The organism is Pseudoalteromonas sp. AWM4_233 (genome assembly GCF_056158285.1).
The window spans coordinates 2068742-2085667 of record NZ_JBSWSZ010000001.1 but is presented as its reverse complement, the minus strand read 5'-3'; the positions used below and the strand labels follow the sequence as shown (position 1 = coordinate 2085667).

Annotated in this window: 20 protein-coding genes and 4 tRNA genes; 12 read left to right on the top strand and 12 right to left on the bottom strand. The window is 39.0% G+C overall.

Features of this window, described 5'->3' with window-relative positions:
- Positions 1-84: 84 nt before the first annotated feature.
- A complete protein-coding gene (locus ACXAC4_RS09255) occupies positions 85-1134 on the top strand; it encodes a sensor domain-containing diguanylate cyclase (RefSeq protein WP_475160821.1) in 1050 nt (349 codons plus the stop codon).
- A 32-nt stretch (positions 1135-1166) separates the two neighbouring features.
- Here ACXAC4_RS09255 and ACXAC4_RS09250 read toward each other — a convergent pair.
- From ACXAC4_RS09250 to ACXAC4_RS09235, 4 genes are all read right to left on the bottom strand, one after another.
- Positions 1167-1243 (bottom strand) — tRNA-Val (locus ACXAC4_RS09250).
- A gap of 13 nt (positions 1244-1256) precedes the next feature.
- Positions 1257-1333: transfer RNA gene (locus ACXAC4_RS09245), tRNA-Val, on the bottom strand.
- 102 nt (positions 1334-1435) lie between these two features.
- Complete coding sequence (locus ACXAC4_RS09240; protein WP_475160819.1) at positions 1436-2437, bottom strand: DUF3080 family protein; 1002 nt, start codon at positions 2435-2437, stop codon at positions 1436-1438.
- Positions 2415-3764: an MATE family efflux transporter gene (locus ACXAC4_RS09235; RefSeq protein WP_475160817.1), complete on the bottom strand. Its 1350-nt coding sequence runs from the start codon at positions 3762-3764 to the stop codon at positions 2415-2417. The genes ACXAC4_RS09240 and ACXAC4_RS09235 overlap by 23 nt, the downstream gene beginning before the upstream one ends.
- Positions 3765-3901: 137 nt before the next feature.
- Here ACXAC4_RS09235 and ACXAC4_RS09230 point away from each other — a divergent pair, with 137 nt between their 5' ends.
- Positions 3902-4531, top strand: coding sequence for a riboflavin synthase subunit alpha (locus tag ACXAC4_RS09230; protein ID WP_475160815.1), 630 nt, complete (start codon positions 3902-3904; stop codon positions 4529-4531).
- Positions 4532-4549: 18 nt separating this feature from the next.
- Here the strand turns inward: ACXAC4_RS09230 and ACXAC4_RS09225 are convergent, their stop codons facing one another.
- Positions 4550-4753: a CPXCG motif-containing cysteine-rich protein gene (locus ACXAC4_RS09225; protein ID WP_138478534.1), complete on the bottom strand. Its 204-nt coding sequence runs from the start codon at positions 4751-4753 to the stop codon at positions 4550-4552.
- Positions 4754-4834: 81 nt separating this feature from the next.
- Complete coding sequence (locus tag ACXAC4_RS09220) at positions 4835-5692, bottom strand: fructosamine kinase family protein (protein ID WP_475160814.1); 858 nt, start codon at positions 5690-5692, stop codon at positions 4835-4837.
- A 157-nt stretch (positions 5693-5849) separates the two neighbouring features.
- Here ACXAC4_RS09220 and ACXAC4_RS09215 point away from each other — a divergent pair, with 157 nt between their 5' ends.
- A complete protein-coding gene (locus ACXAC4_RS09215) occupies positions 5850-6542 on the top strand; it encodes a DUF445 domain-containing protein (protein WP_475160812.1) in 693 nt (230 codons plus the stop codon).
- 69 nt (positions 6543-6611) lie between these two features.
- Here ACXAC4_RS09215 and ACXAC4_RS09210 read toward each other — a convergent pair whose 3' ends face one another.
- Positions 6612-6977: a DUF3718 domain-containing protein gene (locus ACXAC4_RS09210; protein WP_475160811.1), complete on the bottom strand. Its 366-nt coding sequence runs from the start codon at positions 6975-6977 to the stop codon at positions 6612-6614.
- 439 nt (positions 6978-7416) lie between these two features.
- On the opposite strand from ACXAC4_RS09210, the gene ACXAC4_RS09205 reads away from it, so the two are divergent.
- Entirely contained in the window at positions 7417-8799 is a 1383-nt protein-coding gene (locus ACXAC4_RS09205) for an amidohydrolase (protein WP_138568355.1), read from the top strand.
- A 9-nt stretch (positions 8800-8808) separates the two neighbouring features.
- Complete coding sequence (locus ACXAC4_RS09200; protein ID WP_475160808.1) at positions 8809-10047, top strand: amidohydrolase family protein; 1239 nt, start codon at positions 8809-8811, stop codon at positions 10045-10047.
- A 65-nt stretch (positions 10048-10112) separates the two neighbouring features.
- Here ACXAC4_RS09200 and ACXAC4_RS09195 read toward each other — a convergent pair whose 3' ends face one another.
- Genes ACXAC4_RS09195 through ACXAC4_RS09175 form a run of 5 tightly spaced genes read right to left on the bottom strand, consistent with a single transcriptional unit; the run spans position 10113 to position 12139 of the window.
- On the bottom strand, positions 10113-10442 hold the full coding sequence (locus tag ACXAC4_RS09195; RefSeq protein ID WP_349286500.1) for a TusE/DsrC/DsvC family sulfur relay protein: 330 nt from the start codon (positions 10440-10442) through the stop codon (positions 10113-10115).
- Between the two features lies 1 nt (position 10443).
- Positions 10444-10710, bottom strand: coding sequence for a hypothetical protein (locus ACXAC4_RS09190; protein WP_475160804.1), 267 nt, complete (start codon positions 10708-10710; stop codon positions 10444-10446).
- Positions 10707-11066: a sulfurtransferase complex subunit TusC gene (gene tusC, locus ACXAC4_RS09185; RefSeq protein WP_475160801.1), complete on the bottom strand. Its 360-nt coding sequence runs from the start codon at positions 11064-11066 to the stop codon at positions 10707-10709. The genes ACXAC4_RS09190 and tusC overlap by 4 nt, the downstream gene beginning before the upstream one ends.
- Positions 11063-11416, bottom strand: coding sequence for a sulfurtransferase complex subunit TusD (tusD, locus tag ACXAC4_RS09180; RefSeq protein WP_475160798.1), 354 nt, complete (start codon positions 11414-11416; stop codon positions 11063-11065). Before tusD ends, tusC begins: the two co-directional genes overlap by 4 nt.
- Positions 11417-11470: 54 nt before the next feature.
- Complete coding sequence (locus ACXAC4_RS09175) at positions 11471-12139, bottom strand: Bax inhibitor-1/YccA family protein (RefSeq protein ID WP_058029962.1); 669 nt, start codon at positions 12137-12139, stop codon at positions 11471-11473.
- A 264-nt stretch (positions 12140-12403) separates the two neighbouring features.
- Between ACXAC4_RS09175 and ACXAC4_RS09170 the strand changes: the two genes are divergently transcribed.
- From ACXAC4_RS09170 to prc, 7 genes are all read left to right on the top strand, one after another.
- Positions 12404-12494: transfer RNA gene (locus ACXAC4_RS09170), tRNA-Ser, on the top strand.
- Between the two features lie 40 nt (positions 12495-12534).
- Positions 12535-12625, top strand: a tRNA-Ser gene (locus ACXAC4_RS09165).
- A 155-nt stretch (positions 12626-12780) separates the two neighbouring features.
- On the top strand, positions 12781-13155 hold the full coding sequence (locus ACXAC4_RS09160) for a hypothetical protein (protein ID WP_475160796.1): 375 nt from the start codon (positions 12781-12783) through the stop codon (positions 13153-13155).
- Positions 13156-13286: 131 nt separating this feature from the next.
- On the top strand, positions 13287-13745 hold the full coding sequence (locus ACXAC4_RS09155; RefSeq protein WP_138568362.1) for a GAF domain-containing protein: 459 nt from the start codon (positions 13287-13289) through the stop codon (positions 13743-13745).
- On the top strand, positions 13745-14023 hold the full coding sequence (locus ACXAC4_RS09150) for a hypothetical protein (protein ID WP_130253618.1): 279 nt from the start codon (positions 13745-13747) through the stop codon (positions 14021-14023). The genes ACXAC4_RS09155 and ACXAC4_RS09150 overlap by 1 nt, the downstream gene beginning before the upstream one ends.
- 14 nt (positions 14024-14037) lie before the next feature.
- The gene (proQ, locus tag ACXAC4_RS09145) at positions 14038-14691 is read left to right on the top strand and encodes an RNA chaperone ProQ (protein ID WP_138478556.1); all 654 of its coding nucleotides are present in this window, start codon (positions 14038-14040) and stop codon (positions 14689-14691) included.
- Between the two features lie 10 nt (positions 14692-14701).
- Positions 14702-16738: a carboxy terminal-processing peptidase gene (prc, locus tag ACXAC4_RS09140; RefSeq protein ID WP_475160792.1), complete on the top strand. Its 2037-nt coding sequence runs from the start codon at positions 14702-14704 to the stop codon at positions 16736-16738.
- Positions 16739-16926: the final 188 nt, after the last annotated feature.

Below are 16926 nucleotides of genomic sequence, written 5' to 3'. Positions count from 1 at the left end.
TGCACTATTTTTCATTGTTTAGCGTATACTTTAATTGTAGAAAATACGTGAGTTAGGGCATGGTTCTATTCGCAGGTTATTAATTTGTTAGATGGTGTAGTTTTGGACCAAAATTTATTTTTATTAACAGTTCATAGGCAATTTAATCGCCTTTTAAGTGATTTAGCATTGAGTTCGGATATCGCTCCTTTTCTCAAAGAAGTGATCGGAACAGTAGAACGATTTTTGCCTGGCTGTAAGGTTTCTATTCTAACTTTAAATAAAGAGCACAATACACTCCACAGTGGTGCCGAAAATAACCTACCTGATTTCTATAACGATGCTATTGAAGGCGTGAAAATAGGCGAAAATGTGGGTAGCTGTGGCGCAGCAGCATTTTTAAACAAGCCTGTTATTGTTGAAAATATAAATTCGCACGCAAATTGGCAACCTTATTTAGCGCTTACCCAACAAGCTAATCTACATGCATGTTGGTCTATTCCTTTCACTGATTCTCACAAAGAGGTAATGGGGACGTTTGCGATTTATCATCATGAAGCAAAGTCTCCGACGGAAGCTGAAATTGAAATTGTACAAGTAGCAGCTCTTATAACATCAGTTGCAATGGAAAAGCTGAAATTAGAAGAGCAATTAATATTTAGTGCGACACATGATGAACTCACTCGTCTCCATAACCGGGCTTTCTTAAACGAAGCTGGTGAAAACTTTTTATCACTTTGCGCCAGAAATGAAATGAATTGCTCTGTGCTATTCATGGATCTAAACAAGTTTAAACGCGTCAACGACGAACTAGGTCACAAAGCTGGCGATGAATTACTTGTTCATGTCGCTAAGATAATTCAAAAGCAAACTCGTAAAAGCGATATTTCGGCGAGGTTTGGCGGTGATGAATTTATTATCATTATGGAAAATACATCAGAAGATGATGGAGAATCAGTAGCAAAGAGAATTCACCACGCAATTATTGGCAGCGTTTCTGAAAATATTCTAGCGTTAAATTTTGGGGTAAGTATAGGTATTGCCAAAATGTCTACGTATGAGCAATTATCTCTGAAAAAGTTGATTCATATTGCTGATGAAGCTATGTACTTTGCAAAACAAAACGATTTAGGCGTTTATACAAAGAGGGTGTAAATGCTAATTTTACTAGAAGTTATTTAGTGTGTTGGTACAACCGAGTGGATTCGAACCACCGACCCCTACCATGTCAAGGTAGTGCTCTAACCAACTGAGCTACGGTTGTATAAAAGAATAGTTGGTACAACCGAGTGGATTCGAACCACCGACCCCTACCATGTCAAGGTAGTGCTCTAACCAACTGAGCTACGGTTGTACAATGCTAGGAAGTTCCTAAGCAACGGCGGCTAATATATAGCGCTGAAATAAAATGTTCAAGCGTTGAAGCTAAAATTTTGTTTAATTGCAGTTTTTTTGTTCACAACGGTCTAATGTCACACGCTTTATAAAAATTTTGCCACCATATAACATGCTCTTTGCTTGTTTGTTTTAATTGGTTAAGTAACGAGTTCTTACTTTCAACATCGACTAACTCTGACAGTTCAGGATGTGATTGCCACAATTCAAACAACATAGGAGAGGTCTTTTCGAGTAGTCCTGTTAAGTCGGCCTGATATCCCTGAATTTTATTTAAATAAAATTTATTGAAAATCGTATTTAGGATTTGGGCCTCTTTCTTACTTTTCCCTTCTCTACACACAGAATTCATATAATCAAAACCGGATATCCAAGCGGTAAATTGTTGGTTGTAGGCAATTTGCAATTGGGCACTTGATAAAAGCTGTCTAATAAATCGATTTTGGTGCAACTTTTCTAACGATGTAGTGATTGACGATGCATCGATAGAGTTGGTTTTTTTGCTAGCTATTTGTTTGCGTATATTCAGAAGGTTATCTAACGCTTCTAAAGCACTAGCACTGCTGTATTGATTACTGTCTGTAGGAAGAAAGTCGCTAGTAAGTTGCAATAAACCTTTTAATTCAGCTTCATTGAAAAGCATATAATTAAATTCGCTTATTAGGTTTTGCTGCTTTTCTACAGCTGCGTTTTTAAGTGTAGCTTTTAGTGACTCATCTTTGGTAAGCGGGTCATTTAGGCAATCATTAGCAAGTTTAATGAACTGAATTTGATACTTTAGCCGCTCACTGGCAACTTGCGTTTTACCTAGCTGATTATTTCTTTTTGCAACTAAGTTAGATAGCTTACAGTGCCCCAGTGAACCGAGTTCGAGTATAGAAATTTGAAACTGCGATTCAAGCTGGGATACAACAGGCACTTGGATATTTTTTAATACCGGCTTATCAGGAGCATTACCTAATACGGTATTTAAGCGCGCTTTATAATCTTCGTTTATATCAACAGCCTGCTCAGTACACGCTGAGAGAAGCAGCAAACTACTAATTAGTAACCATTTTTGCAAGACGAGACCTCACACTAAGTAAGAGTAAACAGGCGGCAACAGATAAACCAAGAATAATGCCAATCCAAAACCCTTTCGCGCCCATAGGTTCTACCAGCCAATTTGTTTTTGCCAGCACATAGCCCAGCGCGAAGCCAATCAACCAATAAGAGACAAAAGTGATACCCATGATAGGCTGAGTATGTTTAAGGCCTCTGAGTACACCGCTGGCTGCAACTTGAAGGGCATCTGGTAACTGATAAAAACAAGCTAAGATGATGATCCCCATTGCCAACTGAGCAACTTGTTCGTTTTGAGTATACAAGTAAGTAACTGGCTCTCTAAATATAAATGTAACGAGTGCGACAAAGAAAGCGATCATTGCCGCTAAGCAAAAACTCGTAAAAATGGCCGTTTTAAGTTTTGTGTATGCTTGTTGGCCTGAAAGGTTACCAATACGGATCGCAATGGCCATAGAGAGACTTAAAGGCATCATAAATAATACGGCAGTAACACTCGCAGCAATCTGATGTCCAGATACCATAATGGCACCTAAATCAGCAATAAACAGTGGAATACATGCAAATAAAGTGACTTCAAAAAAGGTCGCCATTGAAATTGGAAAACCAAGTTTAGTCAGATAAAACATGGATTTAAAGTTAGGTTTTTCAAAGCGGCTTACCAGCCATCTCCCTTTCAATTTTTTGCTATTAAAACTATAAATAATTTGGCTCAACGCCATCGCACATGCCACTAAACTTGTCGCCACACCACAGCCAGCTGCCCCCATCGCCGGCATGCCTAACTTTCCATAGATGAAAATATAGTTAGCCACTATGTTTACCAACAGCCCGATAATGCTGATATAAAAAGTCACCTTAGTCAGCCCAATGCCTTCTGAGACGTTTCGGTAAACGTTAAACACCAAAAATCCTAAAACGCCCCATTTTACATATTCAATATAGGCTTGCGAGGTGCTAATGATTTCAGCTTTCGCACCAAGTTTAGAAAAAATATAAGGGGTAATAAGAGGGAACAGAAAAACCAATGCACTTAATATGGCAACTAAAAATAAGCTTTGTTGAAAGTAGTGTTTTATACCTTTTTTGTCTTTAGCGCCATGGCAGTGGGCAACCACGCTGGTCAACGCCAGTAAGATCCCCTGCAAAGAAAAAATAACCGGGTTTAATACCCCAGTTGCAATCGATAAAGCCGCGAGGTCATTGGCACTAACTTGACCTGCCATCATGGTGTCTACCACAGACATCAAGACAAGAATGATCTGTGCAAAAAATACAGGTATGGCAAGTTGTAGAAGGCGTTTGGCTTCCCAAAGACTAAATTGCATAAGGTACGACGGTAAAAACCCTAATTCTAATCTGGTTATAAGCCATAAGCTATTAAAAGAGATAAATAACTTAAATGATCGCTTACTGCAGCTATTTCGTTCCTGTATGATTGCCTTATTACGATAGAGGAGTATTCATGTTTACAGGCATTATTCAAACAAAAGCGAGTGTAATTTCAACAAACCTAAATGGTGGTGTACTTAGACTGGTATTGTCAGTTGGCTCTGAATACTTACAGCACCTTGATTTAGGAGCAAGTATTGCCATCAATGGATGTTGTTTAACGGTCGTAAGTTATGAATTAAACCCACAAGATGTGGTTGGGCAAGTGGTTTTTGATGTAATTGAAGAAACGCTGAAGCTGACGAATCTTGGCGAGTTAAAACGTGGCATGTTTGTAAACTTAGAACGCTCGGTAACATTTGGCACTGAACTCGGCGGTCATATCGTTTCAGGTCATATTCACTGTACGGCTGAAATTGAAGATATTGTTGTGAGTGGCAATAACTGCAAAATCCTGCTTGATTTACCTAAAGCGTGGTTGAAGTACATAGTGTATAAGGGCTTTGTCTGTATTAACGGTGCAAGCTTAACGGTGGGAGAAATGACTGACACCGGGTTTTGGCTGCACTTAATTCCAGAAACCTTGTCGATCACCAACCTGGGACTTGCACAAGTAGGTGATAAACTTAATATTGAGGTCGACCAGCAAACTTACACAATAGTAAATACAGTAGAAAATTATATGCAAAAGCATATTCAATAATGGTTTATGCGAACAGATCTAAAAGATCTGTTCGTCATCGCTATCTACATGTAGCTCTAATTTATTTTGTGCATAGTCAATATGCATATTCAAGTGAATGGGGTTGCAACACGCAGCACAATCTTCATACATATCTTGATCGCCTTCGCTTGCATCTAAACTGACAAATACATGATGGCCACAATGTGGACAGCTAATACGTTGTTGATATAAAGACTTCATGGAAGCCTCCATAAATCAAAGAGTGTAACTTAAATATAGCAGCTGTCATGAGAATTACATTGTTGTTAAAATTTGTATAGTTTAGAGCTGTTCAAGTATGTGTTTTATTTTCTCTTTCGATTGGTTTATGTAATCACCAGAGAAACGGTTAGCTAACACTAAAAGTGGGTAGAGTTGGTAAATATCTTTTAAGATAGGCGATAAATTAATCGCTGAGACTGACTGATAGCCGGCATAAAACTCATCAGGCAATGTAGCGAATAGTTCGGCTGTTGCAATATCAACAAGTTTATCGCCGTAATAACAAGCAGGGTCAAGCAACATGGGCTTACCATGATAGAAACGAATATTTCCTTTCCAAAAATGGCCATGTAATAAAGACGGTGTAATGTGATGAGGGATATGGGGCTTTATGATATGCACAAATTCATCAATATCGACCAGTTTTATTGCCTGTTCTGATAAGAGTTGTAGTTGCCAGCCAAGCCGTTCTTCAGCAAAGAATATGTGCCATTTCTTATGCCACTGATTTGGCTGAGGTTGGTCAATAACGTAGTTATCTTCATCTGAGCCAAACATTTCTTGCTCACACTTTATGTGCATTTTTGCTAAGGTTTGCCCGCATAGATACCAATTATCCTGAGATGTTAAATCTTCTAGAAACTCTAATACGATAAATGCAAACTCTTTTGAGGTGCCCAGTGTTATTGTGTCTGCAATGATGAAATCAGAATCTCTGGTGAGGGTATCTCTGGCGTGCTTCTCGGCTTCGAAAAGTTCAATTTGCTCTATTGGGGCAACTTTGACTAAAAAGCAGTGGTTATCATCAGAAATCTTATAGTGCTTGAAAGCAGAGTGTGTAGTAATTGCGTGTTTTTGGGTTAATTCAAAAGAGGTATGAATGGCCGCGGAAACTTGTTGTTTGACACATTGCCACATAAGACAGCTCAGCTTTTTCGATTTGAATACTAAAACTATGGTTTAAATTTCAAATAACTCAATAAAAGCAAACAAAAATATCCATGATATTTGTGATTGAATCTGTATTTTGCGCAAAAGCATAGTTACAATCCGTGTCCTTAACATGGGAGGACAAATGAATAAGAGCTACATTACTAACATAATTGCATGTCTACTGGTTTTTATTGGCTATTTTTACCCTCAACCGATTTTATTTTCAGTTGGTATATTTGCTTTGTCTGGTGCAATGACAAACCTTATTGCAATCCATATGTTGTTTGAAAAAGTCCCTTTTTTATATGGCAGCGGTGTTATCACGCTAAAGTTTAAAGAATTTAAAGCATCAATACGCTCGCTCATTCTGGAGCAATTCTTTACCAAAGAAAAAATAGAATCGGTATTAGAAAGTCAAGGTGACGTAGATCTCAAACCTGTTATTGAGAAAGTAGATTTAAGCCCAGCCTTCGATAAGTTAGTCACTGTGATTGAAGGGTCTCAATTTGGTCCGATGCTAGGTATGTTCGGCGGAAAAGAAGCCTTAGAGCCAATGCGTGAGTCATTCACTGAGAAGATGCAAGGGGCGATAATAGAGATTACCGAAGAAGAAAAATTTAAGCAGTTATTAAAAGACGAACTATTTAGCCATGGTGGCTCAGATAAAATATTTTCCACCATTGAAAAAGCAGTCGATGGCAGACTTGCAGAGTTAACCCCTGTGATGGTGAAAGACATTATTCAAAATATGATCAGAACTCATTTGGGGTGGTTAGTTGTTTGGGGCGGTGTATTTGGCGGCTTGTTCGGTTTAGCCGCTGCGGTTTTAGGTTAGAGAATAGAATGCGTCAAATAAGATAATTTGACGCATTTTGTTCGTAAAACATATAAATCATACCCGCAGTTATCTTGAACCAGCAACAACCAGTACTTTCTGATCGCGTTTAGCCGCTAAGTCTCGAATCGTGGTTACAGTATTCAAATCAAGGTTTAGAAATTTAGCACTGTTTTCTAAATCATAAGTTGCGGCAAATTTAGCGACGCTTAAATCATTACAGGTTAACTTGTTTACTAGTGAGTGCTTTTTAATGCGCACATCTTTCATTTTTTGCGAGAGTGCTAGTTTGTCGTCTTTCGCAACTGCCATACATAGTTGAGTGCCAATTGAGTTGTCAGCAGCTGTAAATTCGGTTGCATTTGCATTAGTTGCTACAAATGTTGATGTTGCTAGAAGTAAAGTTGCACCTAATGTAGTTAAAGTATTCATCATTTTGCTCCATGTGTTTATGAGATACAGGTTTAGTATTGCCTGTTCTTAAACAGAATGCTGTAAAACAAAATCGACAGAATGTAATGAAATGTGTTTTATATTTCTAGCTATTTAAGCTCTTGTTTTACTTGGTTTTTATAGTCCTGAAATGTAAATTCAACACTGAAAAAAATTGTAGATATTTCATTATTAACAGCCTGTTTTCATAATTTGTACCTTATATTATCTGAAAGTATTTATTTGCAACGGTGAATGGCAAAATGTTTCATTTACGACATACTTTTCGGTAATTCTTACAACTCACTTTTTAAACCTTTTTATATTTAAGCTTGTTATATGGCGTAAAAATGTAATATTTCATCGTAAATCATTGCAGTGACAGTTACACACGTCGTAACCTATTAATGACAAACTAAAATCAACAAACTGAGATAACCTTATGCAAAAATTTGCAATGTCTACGGTTGTACTTGCACTTGCTGCAGCTTTATCTGGATGTCAGGATAAAGGCCCGCAAAAAGAGTTTGTATCAATCGAAAAAAATCCATATCCGAGTACTTATAAGCCAGTGTCTAATAAATCAGTGTTAATTACTGATGCCACTGTACTGACAGGCACGGGTGAGCGTTTAGAAAGTGCTGATGTATATATTGTTGACGGTAAGATTCAACAAGTAGGCAAAGACTTAGCCGTTCAAGCTGATACTACAGTAAATGCAGCTGGTAAATGGGTAACACCAGGTATCATAGATGTTCACTCGCATCTTGGCGCATACCCAAGCCCATCGGTTGAGTCACACCAAGATGGTAATGAAATGATCAGCCCGAACACTGCTGAAGTATGGGTTGAGCACTCGGTATGGCCACAAGATCCTGGTTTCAACCGTGCTCGTGAAGGCGGTATTACTACGCTACAAATCTTACCAGGTTCAGCTAACTTGTTTGGTGGTCGTGCAGTAACACTAAAAAATGTGCCAGCACATACCATGCAGGCAATGAAATTCCCTGATGCACCATACGGTCTAAAAATGGCATGTGGTGAAAATCCGAAACGTGTTTATGGCCGTAAAGGCGTTGCGCCATATACGCGTATGGGTAACATGGCTGGCTACCGTCAAGCTTGGATCGAAGCAACTGAATATAAAGCGGCTTGGGAGCAATATGAAGCTGCTTATAAAGCTGGTTTGAACCCAACAGCCCCTGAGCGTGATATTAAGTACGATACGTTACGTGGTGTATTAGACGGTGAAATTCTGATCCATAACCACTGTTATAAAGCAGAAGAAATGGCGATGATGATCGACCTATCTAAAGAGTTTGGTTATCACGCTGGTACTTTCCACCACGGTATTGAAGCGTATAAAGTCGCTGACTTACTAGCCGAAAACGGCAACTGTGCGGCGCTTTGGCCAGATTGGTGGGGCTTCAAGATGGAAGCGTATGACATGGTTCAAGAAAACGTGGCTATCGTTGATGCAGTTAAGAACTCATGTGCTGTTGTTCATTCAGATTCAGACACGACAATTCAGCGTCTAAACCAAGAAGCTGCAAAAATCATGTACACAGCGAACCAAAATGGTTTCAACCTAACTGAAGAACATGCAATTAAGTGGATCACTTACAATGCAGCTAAATCACTAGGTGTTGCAGATAAAACAGGTTCACTTGAAGCGGGTAAACAGGCTGATGTTGTAATTTGGGATAAAAACCCGTTCAGCGTATACAGTAAAGCACAAGAAGTTTACGTTGATGGTGCAAAAGTATATGACCGTAACGATGAAAAGTATCAAGCAGTCAGTGACTTTATGCTAGGTCAGCGATAGGAGTAAAGCATGAAAAAGTTTAATTTATCTTTAGTAACGGGTGCTTTACTTGCGAGCTCTACAGCATTTGCACAAGTTACGGCAATTACGAATGCCACAGTTCATACTATGACTGATAAAGGTGTACTTAAAGACGCCACAGTACTAATCGAAGACGGTAAAATCATTGCCATTAACCCATCATCAGTTTCAGCAGACGTAACTATCGATGCGCAAGACAAAATCTTAACGCCGGGTTTCATTGGTTCAATGAATCAAGTGGGTCTTGTTGAAGTGGGGGCTGTTTCTCGCTCAAACGATGGTCATGACAAAAAAGCGGGTGCAATGTTTGATGCAAGCACAGCATTTAACCCTCGCTCTTCGTTAATTCCTTATGCGCGTAAAGGTGGTCTAACACAAAACGTGGTTGTACCACGTGGTGGTGAGAGCATTTTCTCAGGTTTAAGCTTTGTAACAGACCTTACAGGTGACTTTGAAAGTGTTACAGCTACAGAGACAGCCTTGATTGTGCGTTTAGGTGCAAAGAGCAGTGGTTCTCGTGCAGTGTCTTTAAAGCAGTTAGTTGACAAACTTGAAGGTCAACAAAAGAAATTAGCAAAGAAAGACAAAAAAGAGGATAAGAAAGACGAGCCTAGTAAAGAAGAGCAGGTTTTAACAAAAGTTCTTAAAGGCGAGCTACCTGTTATTACTAAAGTATCTCGTGCATCAGACATTTTAGAGTTGTTAAAGGTTAAAAAGCAGTTTGGCTTAAACCTAATACTTTGGAATGCTGAAGATGCGCCTTTGGTAAAAACTCAGATCTCTGAAAGCAAAACGCCGGTTATCTTAAGCGCTGTTAGCAATTTACCTAGTGACTTTGATTCGCTTCACGCAAGTCTTGAAACGGCGGGTGAGCTTGAAAAAGCGGGTGTTAAAGTTCTTTTAGCAGTGGGTTCGGACTCAAGCCACAATGTCTATCAGCTACGTTTTGATGCGGGTATTGCTGTTGCAAATGGCATGAGCCATGACGGTGCATTAAAAGCAGTAACAAGCAATATTGCAGATGTGTTTGGTCTGAATGCAGGTAAAGTAGCTAAAGGTCAACGCGCTGATTTAGTACTTTGGAGTGCAGATCCATTTGAATTCAGCACAAGTATTGAATCAATGTGGATCAACGGTGAAAAAGTGAATACAAATGATTCACGCCATGACAAGTTACGTGACCGTTACAATACGCCTTCAGATATGCCACGAGCATATACTAAGTAAGGTCTAAAAAATGAGAAAGGGCTGATAATCAGCCCTTTTTTTATAACTAAATTTTGGTTAGATGCTTAAATACACCGCGCAGGTTTTGGTAGACCAGCTATTTTTGTCGCCTGTTTAGCTGGACCTTTTGGAAATAGTTTATATAAATACATACTATTGCCTTTATCTTCACCAAGCGCTTTGGCCATGGCTTTCACGAGCATACGGATTGCAGGGCTGGTGTTGTACTCTTCATAAAAGTCTCTGACAAAACGCACAACTTCCCAATGTGCTTCTGATAGCTCGATATTTTCTTCCGCAGCAATAATTGGCGCTAATGATTCGCACCACTGTGTATGGTCAAGTAAGTAACCTTGCTTATCGGTCTCTATTTGGGTGTTATTAAATTCGATCATATTACCAATTTACTGTGTTGTTGGTGGTGATTAGCTCGACCCAAGTTGAGTCGTCAACTAAGTTAACAGCGTCTGAAGTTTCAATATTTCGAAGCTCAACACATGTTTTTAATAAATATATATTATTCACTTGTAGTGATGTAAACGCGTGCCAATCAAAGCAAGCATCACCGGTTAATAAAAGCTGGTTAGCGTCATTTTGTATCAGCTCAATTGTCGTGGCGCTATAGTTACTGAACGGCTTTGAGAAAATATGAACAGTACTCATGATAAAACTACCGTATGATCTTGGTTAGAAATTAGTGATTGTTGCTTTTCTAAAGAGAGAGGGGTGACCTCGATACTTAAATTATCGGAAGTCATCGCATACTTTTTAAGGCTTTCAGCACACACATAGACTTGTTCAACATCATAGATTTCAAGCGTCTTAAGGGTTTTAAAAAAATCTTTTAAACCTGAATTTGAGAGGTTATAGCCAGCTTTTAAAGCTAAAACAGCATCATCTTTAAATAGCCAACTGATGTTTTGCTCAATGGCTGCGAAAATTAAGCACGTATCCAATGATTCGCGAATATGCATTTTATCGAAAGGGGCTTTATTGCTGATGACTAAAATATTCTTCATTTGAATTGCACCCATTTATCAGCTTTTGCTGCCAACATTGAAAACTCAGCCAGACCTGCAACTTTAAAGCTACCCGTGTTATCTATATCAATGCCACGTTTTTCTGCTGCAGTGACGCACAGTAAAATAGGAATGTTTAAAGCATGAAGTGATTGCCAAGTCTCTACGAGAGGGAACTCGTCACTTGCGAGTTGAATATTTTGGTTGGCGTGATACACCCCATCTTGGTATAAGAAAATACAATCAATTTGGTGACCAGCTTGTAAAGCAGCATCAACAAATCGTTTTAAAAGGAATACATTGTGGTGATCATCTACACCAGAATGCAGTGACAAGACGAAATTACGCAAATTTTTCTCATAAAAAAAGCCCCATGTGGGGCTTATTTTAACAAAACTTATGACTTAGTCATCATTTGACATGCCAAGAAGTTGAAGTAGTGATACAAACAGGTTGTAGATATTAAGGTAAAGACTTACCGTTGCCATTACATAGTTTGTTTCGCCACCGTTAATGATACGGCTTGTATCGAATAAAATCATACCTGACATCAGCAATACAACAGCAGCGTTTATAGCCATAAATGCAACTGAGCTACCAATGAAAAGGTTTACTAGGCTTGAGATTACAACCACGATTAAACCAACAGTTAAAAAACCGCCCATGAAAGAGAAGTCTTTTTTAGTTGTTAACGCGTACGCTGAAAGACCGAAGAAAATCAGTGCAGTAGAACCTAGCGCTTGAGTAATAAGTAGGCCGCCATTCGGCATTGCTGCGTAATGAGCAAGTAGAGGACCTAAACCAAAACCCATAATGCCAGTGAAAAGGAATACTAGACCGATTGCTGATGATGAATTGGCTTTTTTCTGAATTACGAAGATCAAACCAAAACCAATCAACGAGCAAACCAGGCCAGTGAAGCGTGGTAATGCCATTGTCATTGAAATAGCGGCAGTCACTGCACTAAATGCCAGTGTCATAGCCAATAGGAAATAAGTATTTTTTAAAACCTTGTTCGTTTCAATTGTCGACATTACCGGTTTAGCGGCGCCGTACGAATGATTGAATGCCATGGTTAAACTCCTTAAATGAAACAAATGTTCCGATAAATGAACTACCTAAGAGTATCAAGTCTTATAAATGTGGGCAAATATAGTTATTCAAATACCCGATCGGTTTTTTTTGGGTCAAACACAATAAAAACCTGATTTCGATATACTGAATGACCATTTTCGCTGAAATAACGAACGTTGTGTCCTTTTTTTGCTCGGTTAAACAAAAAGTTGAAAAAAAAGCTTCACAACTGCCTCAGCTTTCCCTATTATTCGCCCCGCTGCGGAGAGATGGCTGAGTGGTTGAAAGCACCGGTCTTGAAAACCGGCATACGTTAATAGCGTATCTAGGGTTCAAATCCCTATCTCTCCGCCACTAATTTTGACTTTTTGAACAATCAAAAAGTTCCTACTTCGGAGAGATGGCTGAGTGGTTGAAAGCACCGGTCTTGAAAACCGGCATACGTTAATAGCGTATCTAGGGTTCAAATCCCTATCTCTCCGCCACTTATTCATAGAATAAGTAAGCCGCTAGATTACTAGCGGCTTTTTTTTTGCATTTCTTTCTCTCACTTGGCTAGAGCTTCGACTAAAGTCCACTGGTTATTTGTACGTTTTCATACACTCTCTAATTCATACAATAAAAAGAAGGGTGAGACGCAATGAAACAACAACTGGCTAAAAGTGTGGCAATGTCACTACTGGCTCCTGTAATTGTAGGGACAACGTTAGGGGTATACTACGCACTGAGTGCAGAAAGCGGTGGGGCAAAAATGTTTTTTTCTTTGTTGATGAGTGCCATTGCTAATGCGTATATAGTCGGCCTTTCAATGGCGTTACTCGTCGTGCCTGGTTATATGCTCATGTATAAATATAATAAAGTTCAATATTCAGGTGTCTTGACGCTAGGGATGCTTGGCGGGGCCTTATTTAGCTTCTTGTTTTCAGCTTCAGCAGGTATGGTATTTTTAGTCAATACAGTGATGGCTGCACTTGCTTCAGGTCTGTTTTTATATGGCTTAAGACGCTTTAATTAACGCGCAGCCTGAAAACTAACCAATTAATGCTCTGTTTTTCAGTTTATTAACAGTTTTTCTGCTGAAAAGGTTTTAATTCTTAACGCTAAAGAGTACCTTAAGCATTTGAACATTTTATTTTGATGAGTCGAATGCAAAAAACAGACTTCTATCAATCTTTGGCCAAACAGGCCGAAGGTTTGATCAGCGACGAAAAAAACGCAATCGCAAACATGGCAAACCTCAGTGCTTTGCTTTTTACATCGTTAGATGACGTTAACTGGGCAGGTTTCTACTTAATCGATACCCCTGACGAGTTAGTGTTAGGGCCTTTCCAAGGTAACCCTGCATGTATCCGTATTCCGGTTGGAAAAGGGGTATGTGGTACTGCAGCACATTCGAAAAGTACACAACTTGTTGAAGATGTGCACGCTTTTGCAGGTCATATCGCCTGTGATGCAGCATCAAATTCTGAAATTGTAGTGCCTGTTTTTAAAAACGGTGAAGTATTTGGCGTGTTAGACATTGATAGCCCACTGCATGCTCGCTTTGATTTAGATGACCAAGCAGGTCTTGAACAAATAGTGAAGATTTTTGAGGCCACACTTTAGTGAAAGACCTTTTAAATGTACAAGATTATCTTTTTGCCATTCATGATGTTGGTGATTGGGAAGGAGAAGAAGAGCAGGTAGCAGAAACCTTAAATGAATTAATTCATTTTGCATGGGATATGCTACCTGATGATTTAGATTGTGAAACAATCGACAACTTGATTAACGGCATCTGGGAACATCTTCGTGGTGATTTAGCACTTATTGAGGCTGAGTTTGAAGAGTTAACAGATTGGGTTACTCACTATATTCATTCATCATTAGATGAACAGGTATAAAAAATAGGTTAAACATGGAAACCACAAACAAGCTAAAAGACATTAATGAAGTATTGGAGTTCTTATTTAAAGAATTCCCTAACTGCTTCAAGAAAAAAGACGGCATCAAACCGTTAAAAGTTGGTATTTTTAAAGACGTTGCTGAACGTATTGAAGGTTCAGAAGTTGTAAGTAAAACGCAAGTTCGTCAAGCACTTCGCAAGTACACCTCAAATTGGCGTTATTTAGAAGCCGTAACTAAAAATGAATTCCGCGTAGACCTAGATGGTAATGATGCTGAAAAAGTGGAACAAGAGCACATTGAACACGCTCAAAAAGCACTTGAAGAAAGCCGTGCAAAAATGGCCAAGCGTAAAAAGCCACAGCGTCCTCGTCAACAAGACGGTGACACAAAATCTTACAAAAAGAAACCGCATGGTCAGTCACGTTCTAACGACAAAGGCGCTAGAGTTAACAAGAAGCCTGCAGCTCAACAAGCAAAACGTAGCTCAGGAAAAGTTGAACCTTTGCCAGCTTCTGAAGTCAAGGTTAATAACAAAGTAAAAGTTAAACTTGGTCAGGCCCTTGTTAATGCGACCATTACTGAAGTAAACAAAGACGAAGTTCATGTTGAACTAGTAACTGGTATGCAAGTTAAAACAAAAGCTGACAGCTTATTTATCGTTTAAGGAGTAGTGTATGAGTAAAAAGTTTTCGCTCATTCCCGTTGTCGCTGCACTCATCTCTAGTGCTTCTTTTGCTGCAGTTGATGCTGTTACAGCGAAGGATATTCCCGTATTAAAGCAAGAGGCTCAGCATACAACAGCAAGTAAAAGGGTGACTAACTTATTTACTCGACAGCATTACAAGCGATTTAGCTTCAATGACGCGCTGTCAGAGCAAATTTTTGATAGATATGTTGAGTCTCTAGATTTCAGTAAGTCTATCTTTTTGCAATCTGACATTGCGCGTTTTGAAGCGAACAAAAAGCAATTTGACGATGCCCTTATGTCAGGCAAACTTGATTTTGCTTATGACTTATTCAACTTAAGCTTACAACGCCGTTTTGAACGCTTTCAATACGCCATCTCGCTGCTAGATAAAGAAATGACTTTTGATAAAGAAGATGCATTTTACTATGACAGAGAAGAAGCTGAGTTTGCTAAAACTCAAGACGAGTTGAATGAGTATTGGCGTCAACGCGTAAAATCTGATGCGTTACGTTTAAAATTGACAGGCAAAACGTGGCCTGAAATTAAAGAATTACTGACTAAACGTTACAACAATGCGTTAAAACGTTTAAGTCAAACCGACAGTGAAGATGCATTCCAAGTCGTGATGAATGCGTTTGCGCGAAGCATTGAAGCACATACATCCTACTTATCGCCACGCAGAGCTGAACAATTCAAGATGGATATGGATCTTGAGTTAGAAGGCATTGGCGCAGTACTAGGTTATGATGAAGACTACACAGTTATTCGTTCACTTGTGCCAGGTGGTCCGGCAGACAAGTCTGAAAAGATTAAGCCAGATGATAAAATTGTTGGTGTGGCTCAAGAGGGTGAAGAATTTGTCGATGTTATCGGCTGGCGTTTAGATAACGTTGTTGATCTGATCAAAGGTCCTAAAGGCACTAAAGTTCGTCTTCAGTATTTAAAAGGTTCAGATACCCATGGCACGCCTAAAGTGGTTGAAATTGTTCGAGATAAGATCAAGCTAGAAGATAGAGCCGCAAAATCTGACGTTTTTGAAGCAAAATATTCTGATTTAACTTCAAAAATCGGTGTGATTGAGATCCCAAGTTTCTATAACAACTTATCTAAAGACGTTAAGGTCGAACTAACAAAGTTAAAAGAACAAAACGTTGATGGTATTGTGATTGACCTTCGTCAAAATGGCGGTGGTTCATTGTATGAAGCTACGCAATTGACTGGCTTGTTCATCGACCAAGGTCCAGTTGTTCAAATTCATACAGCATACAATCGAGTAGAAGCTCAAAAAGACAGAGACGGCATTACTTTTTATGATGGTCCAATCACTGTACTTGTAGACAGATATAGCGCATCGGCATCAGAAATTTTTGCTGCAGCTATTCAAGATTACGGTCGTGGTATTGTAATTGGTGAGCAAACGTTTGGTAAAGGTACAGTGCAGCAGCACAGACCTCTTGCAAAAAACTATGACTTATTCAGCAATGCCCTCGGCAGCGTAACTTACACAATTGCGAAGTTTTATCGTATTAACGGCGGTAGCACGCAACATAAAGGTGTCGTACCTGACATTTTATTACCTTCGGCTATCGAACCTGAAGAGTGGGGGGAGAGTCAAGAGGACAATGCGTTGCCTTGGGATAAGATTAAGCAAGCGAAATATAAGAGTTTAGATAACTTAAACCCGCTTGTAACATATTTAAACGAAAAGCATGCATTACGTGTGGCGCAAGAGCCTGAATTTAATTATGTATTGGCAGATATAGCTCGTTATAACGAAGAAAAAGATAAAAACTTTATCTCTTTAGTTGAATCTCAGAGGCTAAAAGACAGAGAGGAATCAGAGCAGCGTTCATTAGCGAGAACAAATGAAAGATTAAAACGTCTTGGTTTAGAACCAGTGAAAGACTTAGACGATGTGCCCGATGTAATCTCTGAGCTTGACCCTTATTTAGAAGAAGCAGCGCTGATCACTCAAGATTTAATCAGATATGGGCGATTGGCAAAGAACAATCTTCAAAATTAAGCAAGAACCCATTTAATAAAGGCGCTTCGGCGCCTTTTTTATTACTCTAAGCAATATGTTTTGTTATTATTGGAATAAGTACGTAATTTTTTCATAAAAGAAGATTACCGTGAATAAAACCAATCTTTGAAATTGAGTAGTCAATTGAAAAGGTAGGTATTGCTTCCACACGAAAAACTGAACTTTTG

Coding starts and splice junctions, on each gene's coding strand:
- ACXAC4_RS09215 (WP_475160812.1), top strand. CDS start 5,850: ATGAATAAGAGCTACATTACTAACATAATTGCATGTCTACTGGTTTTT.
- ACXAC4_RS09225 (WP_138478534.1), bottom strand. CDS start 4,753: ATGAAGTCTTTATATCAACAACGTATTAGCTGTCCACATTGTGGCCAT.
- ACXAC4_RS09200 (WP_475160808.1), top strand. CDS start 8,809: ATGAAAAAGTTTAATTTATCTTTAGTAACGGGTGCTTTACTTGCGAGC.
- ACXAC4_RS09230 (WP_475160815.1), top strand. CDS start 3,902: ATGTTTACAGGCATTATTCAAACAAAAGCGAGTGTAATTTCAACAAAC.
- ACXAC4_RS09160 (WP_475160796.1), top strand. CDS start 12,781: ATGAAACAACAACTGGCTAAAAGTGTGGCAATGTCACTACTGGCTCCT.
- ACXAC4_RS09205 (WP_138568355.1), top strand. CDS start 7,417: ATGCAAAAATTTGCAATGTCTACGGTTGTACTTGCACTTGCTGCAGCT.
- ACXAC4_RS09175 (WP_058029962.1), bottom strand. CDS start 12,139: ATGGCATTCAATCATTCGTACGGCGCCGCTAAACCGGTAATGTCGACA.
- ACXAC4_RS09155 (WP_138568362.1), top strand. CDS start 13,287: ATGCAAAAAACAGACTTCTATCAATCTTTGGCCAAACAGGCCGAAGGT.
- ACXAC4_RS09195 (WP_349286500.1), bottom strand. CDS start 10,442: ATGATCGAATTTAATAACACCCAAATAGAGACCGATAAGCAAGGTTAC.
- prc (WP_475160792.1), top strand. CDS start 14,702: ATGAGTAAAAAGTTTTCGCTCATTCCCGTTGTCGCTGCACTCATCTCT.
- ACXAC4_RS09220 (WP_475160814.1), bottom strand. CDS start 5,692: ATGTGGCAATGTGTCAAACAACAAGTTTCCGCGGCCATTCATACCTCT.
- ACXAC4_RS09210 (WP_475160811.1), bottom strand. CDS start 6,977: ATGATGAATACTTTAACTACATTAGGTGCAACTTTACTTCTAGCAACA.
- proQ (WP_138478556.1), top strand. CDS start 14,038: ATGGAAACCACAAACAAGCTAAAAGACATTAATGAAGTATTGGAGTTC.
- ACXAC4_RS09190 (WP_475160804.1), bottom strand. CDS start 10,710: ATGAGTACTGTTCATATTTTCTCAAAGCCGTTCAGTAACTATAGCGCC.
- ACXAC4_RS09235 (WP_475160817.1), bottom strand. CDS start 3,764: ATGCAATTTAGTCTTTGGGAAGCCAAACGCCTTCTACAACTTGCCATA.
- tusC (WP_475160801.1), bottom strand. CDS start 11,066: ATGAAGAATATTTTAGTCATCAGCAATAAAGCCCCTTTCGATAAAATG.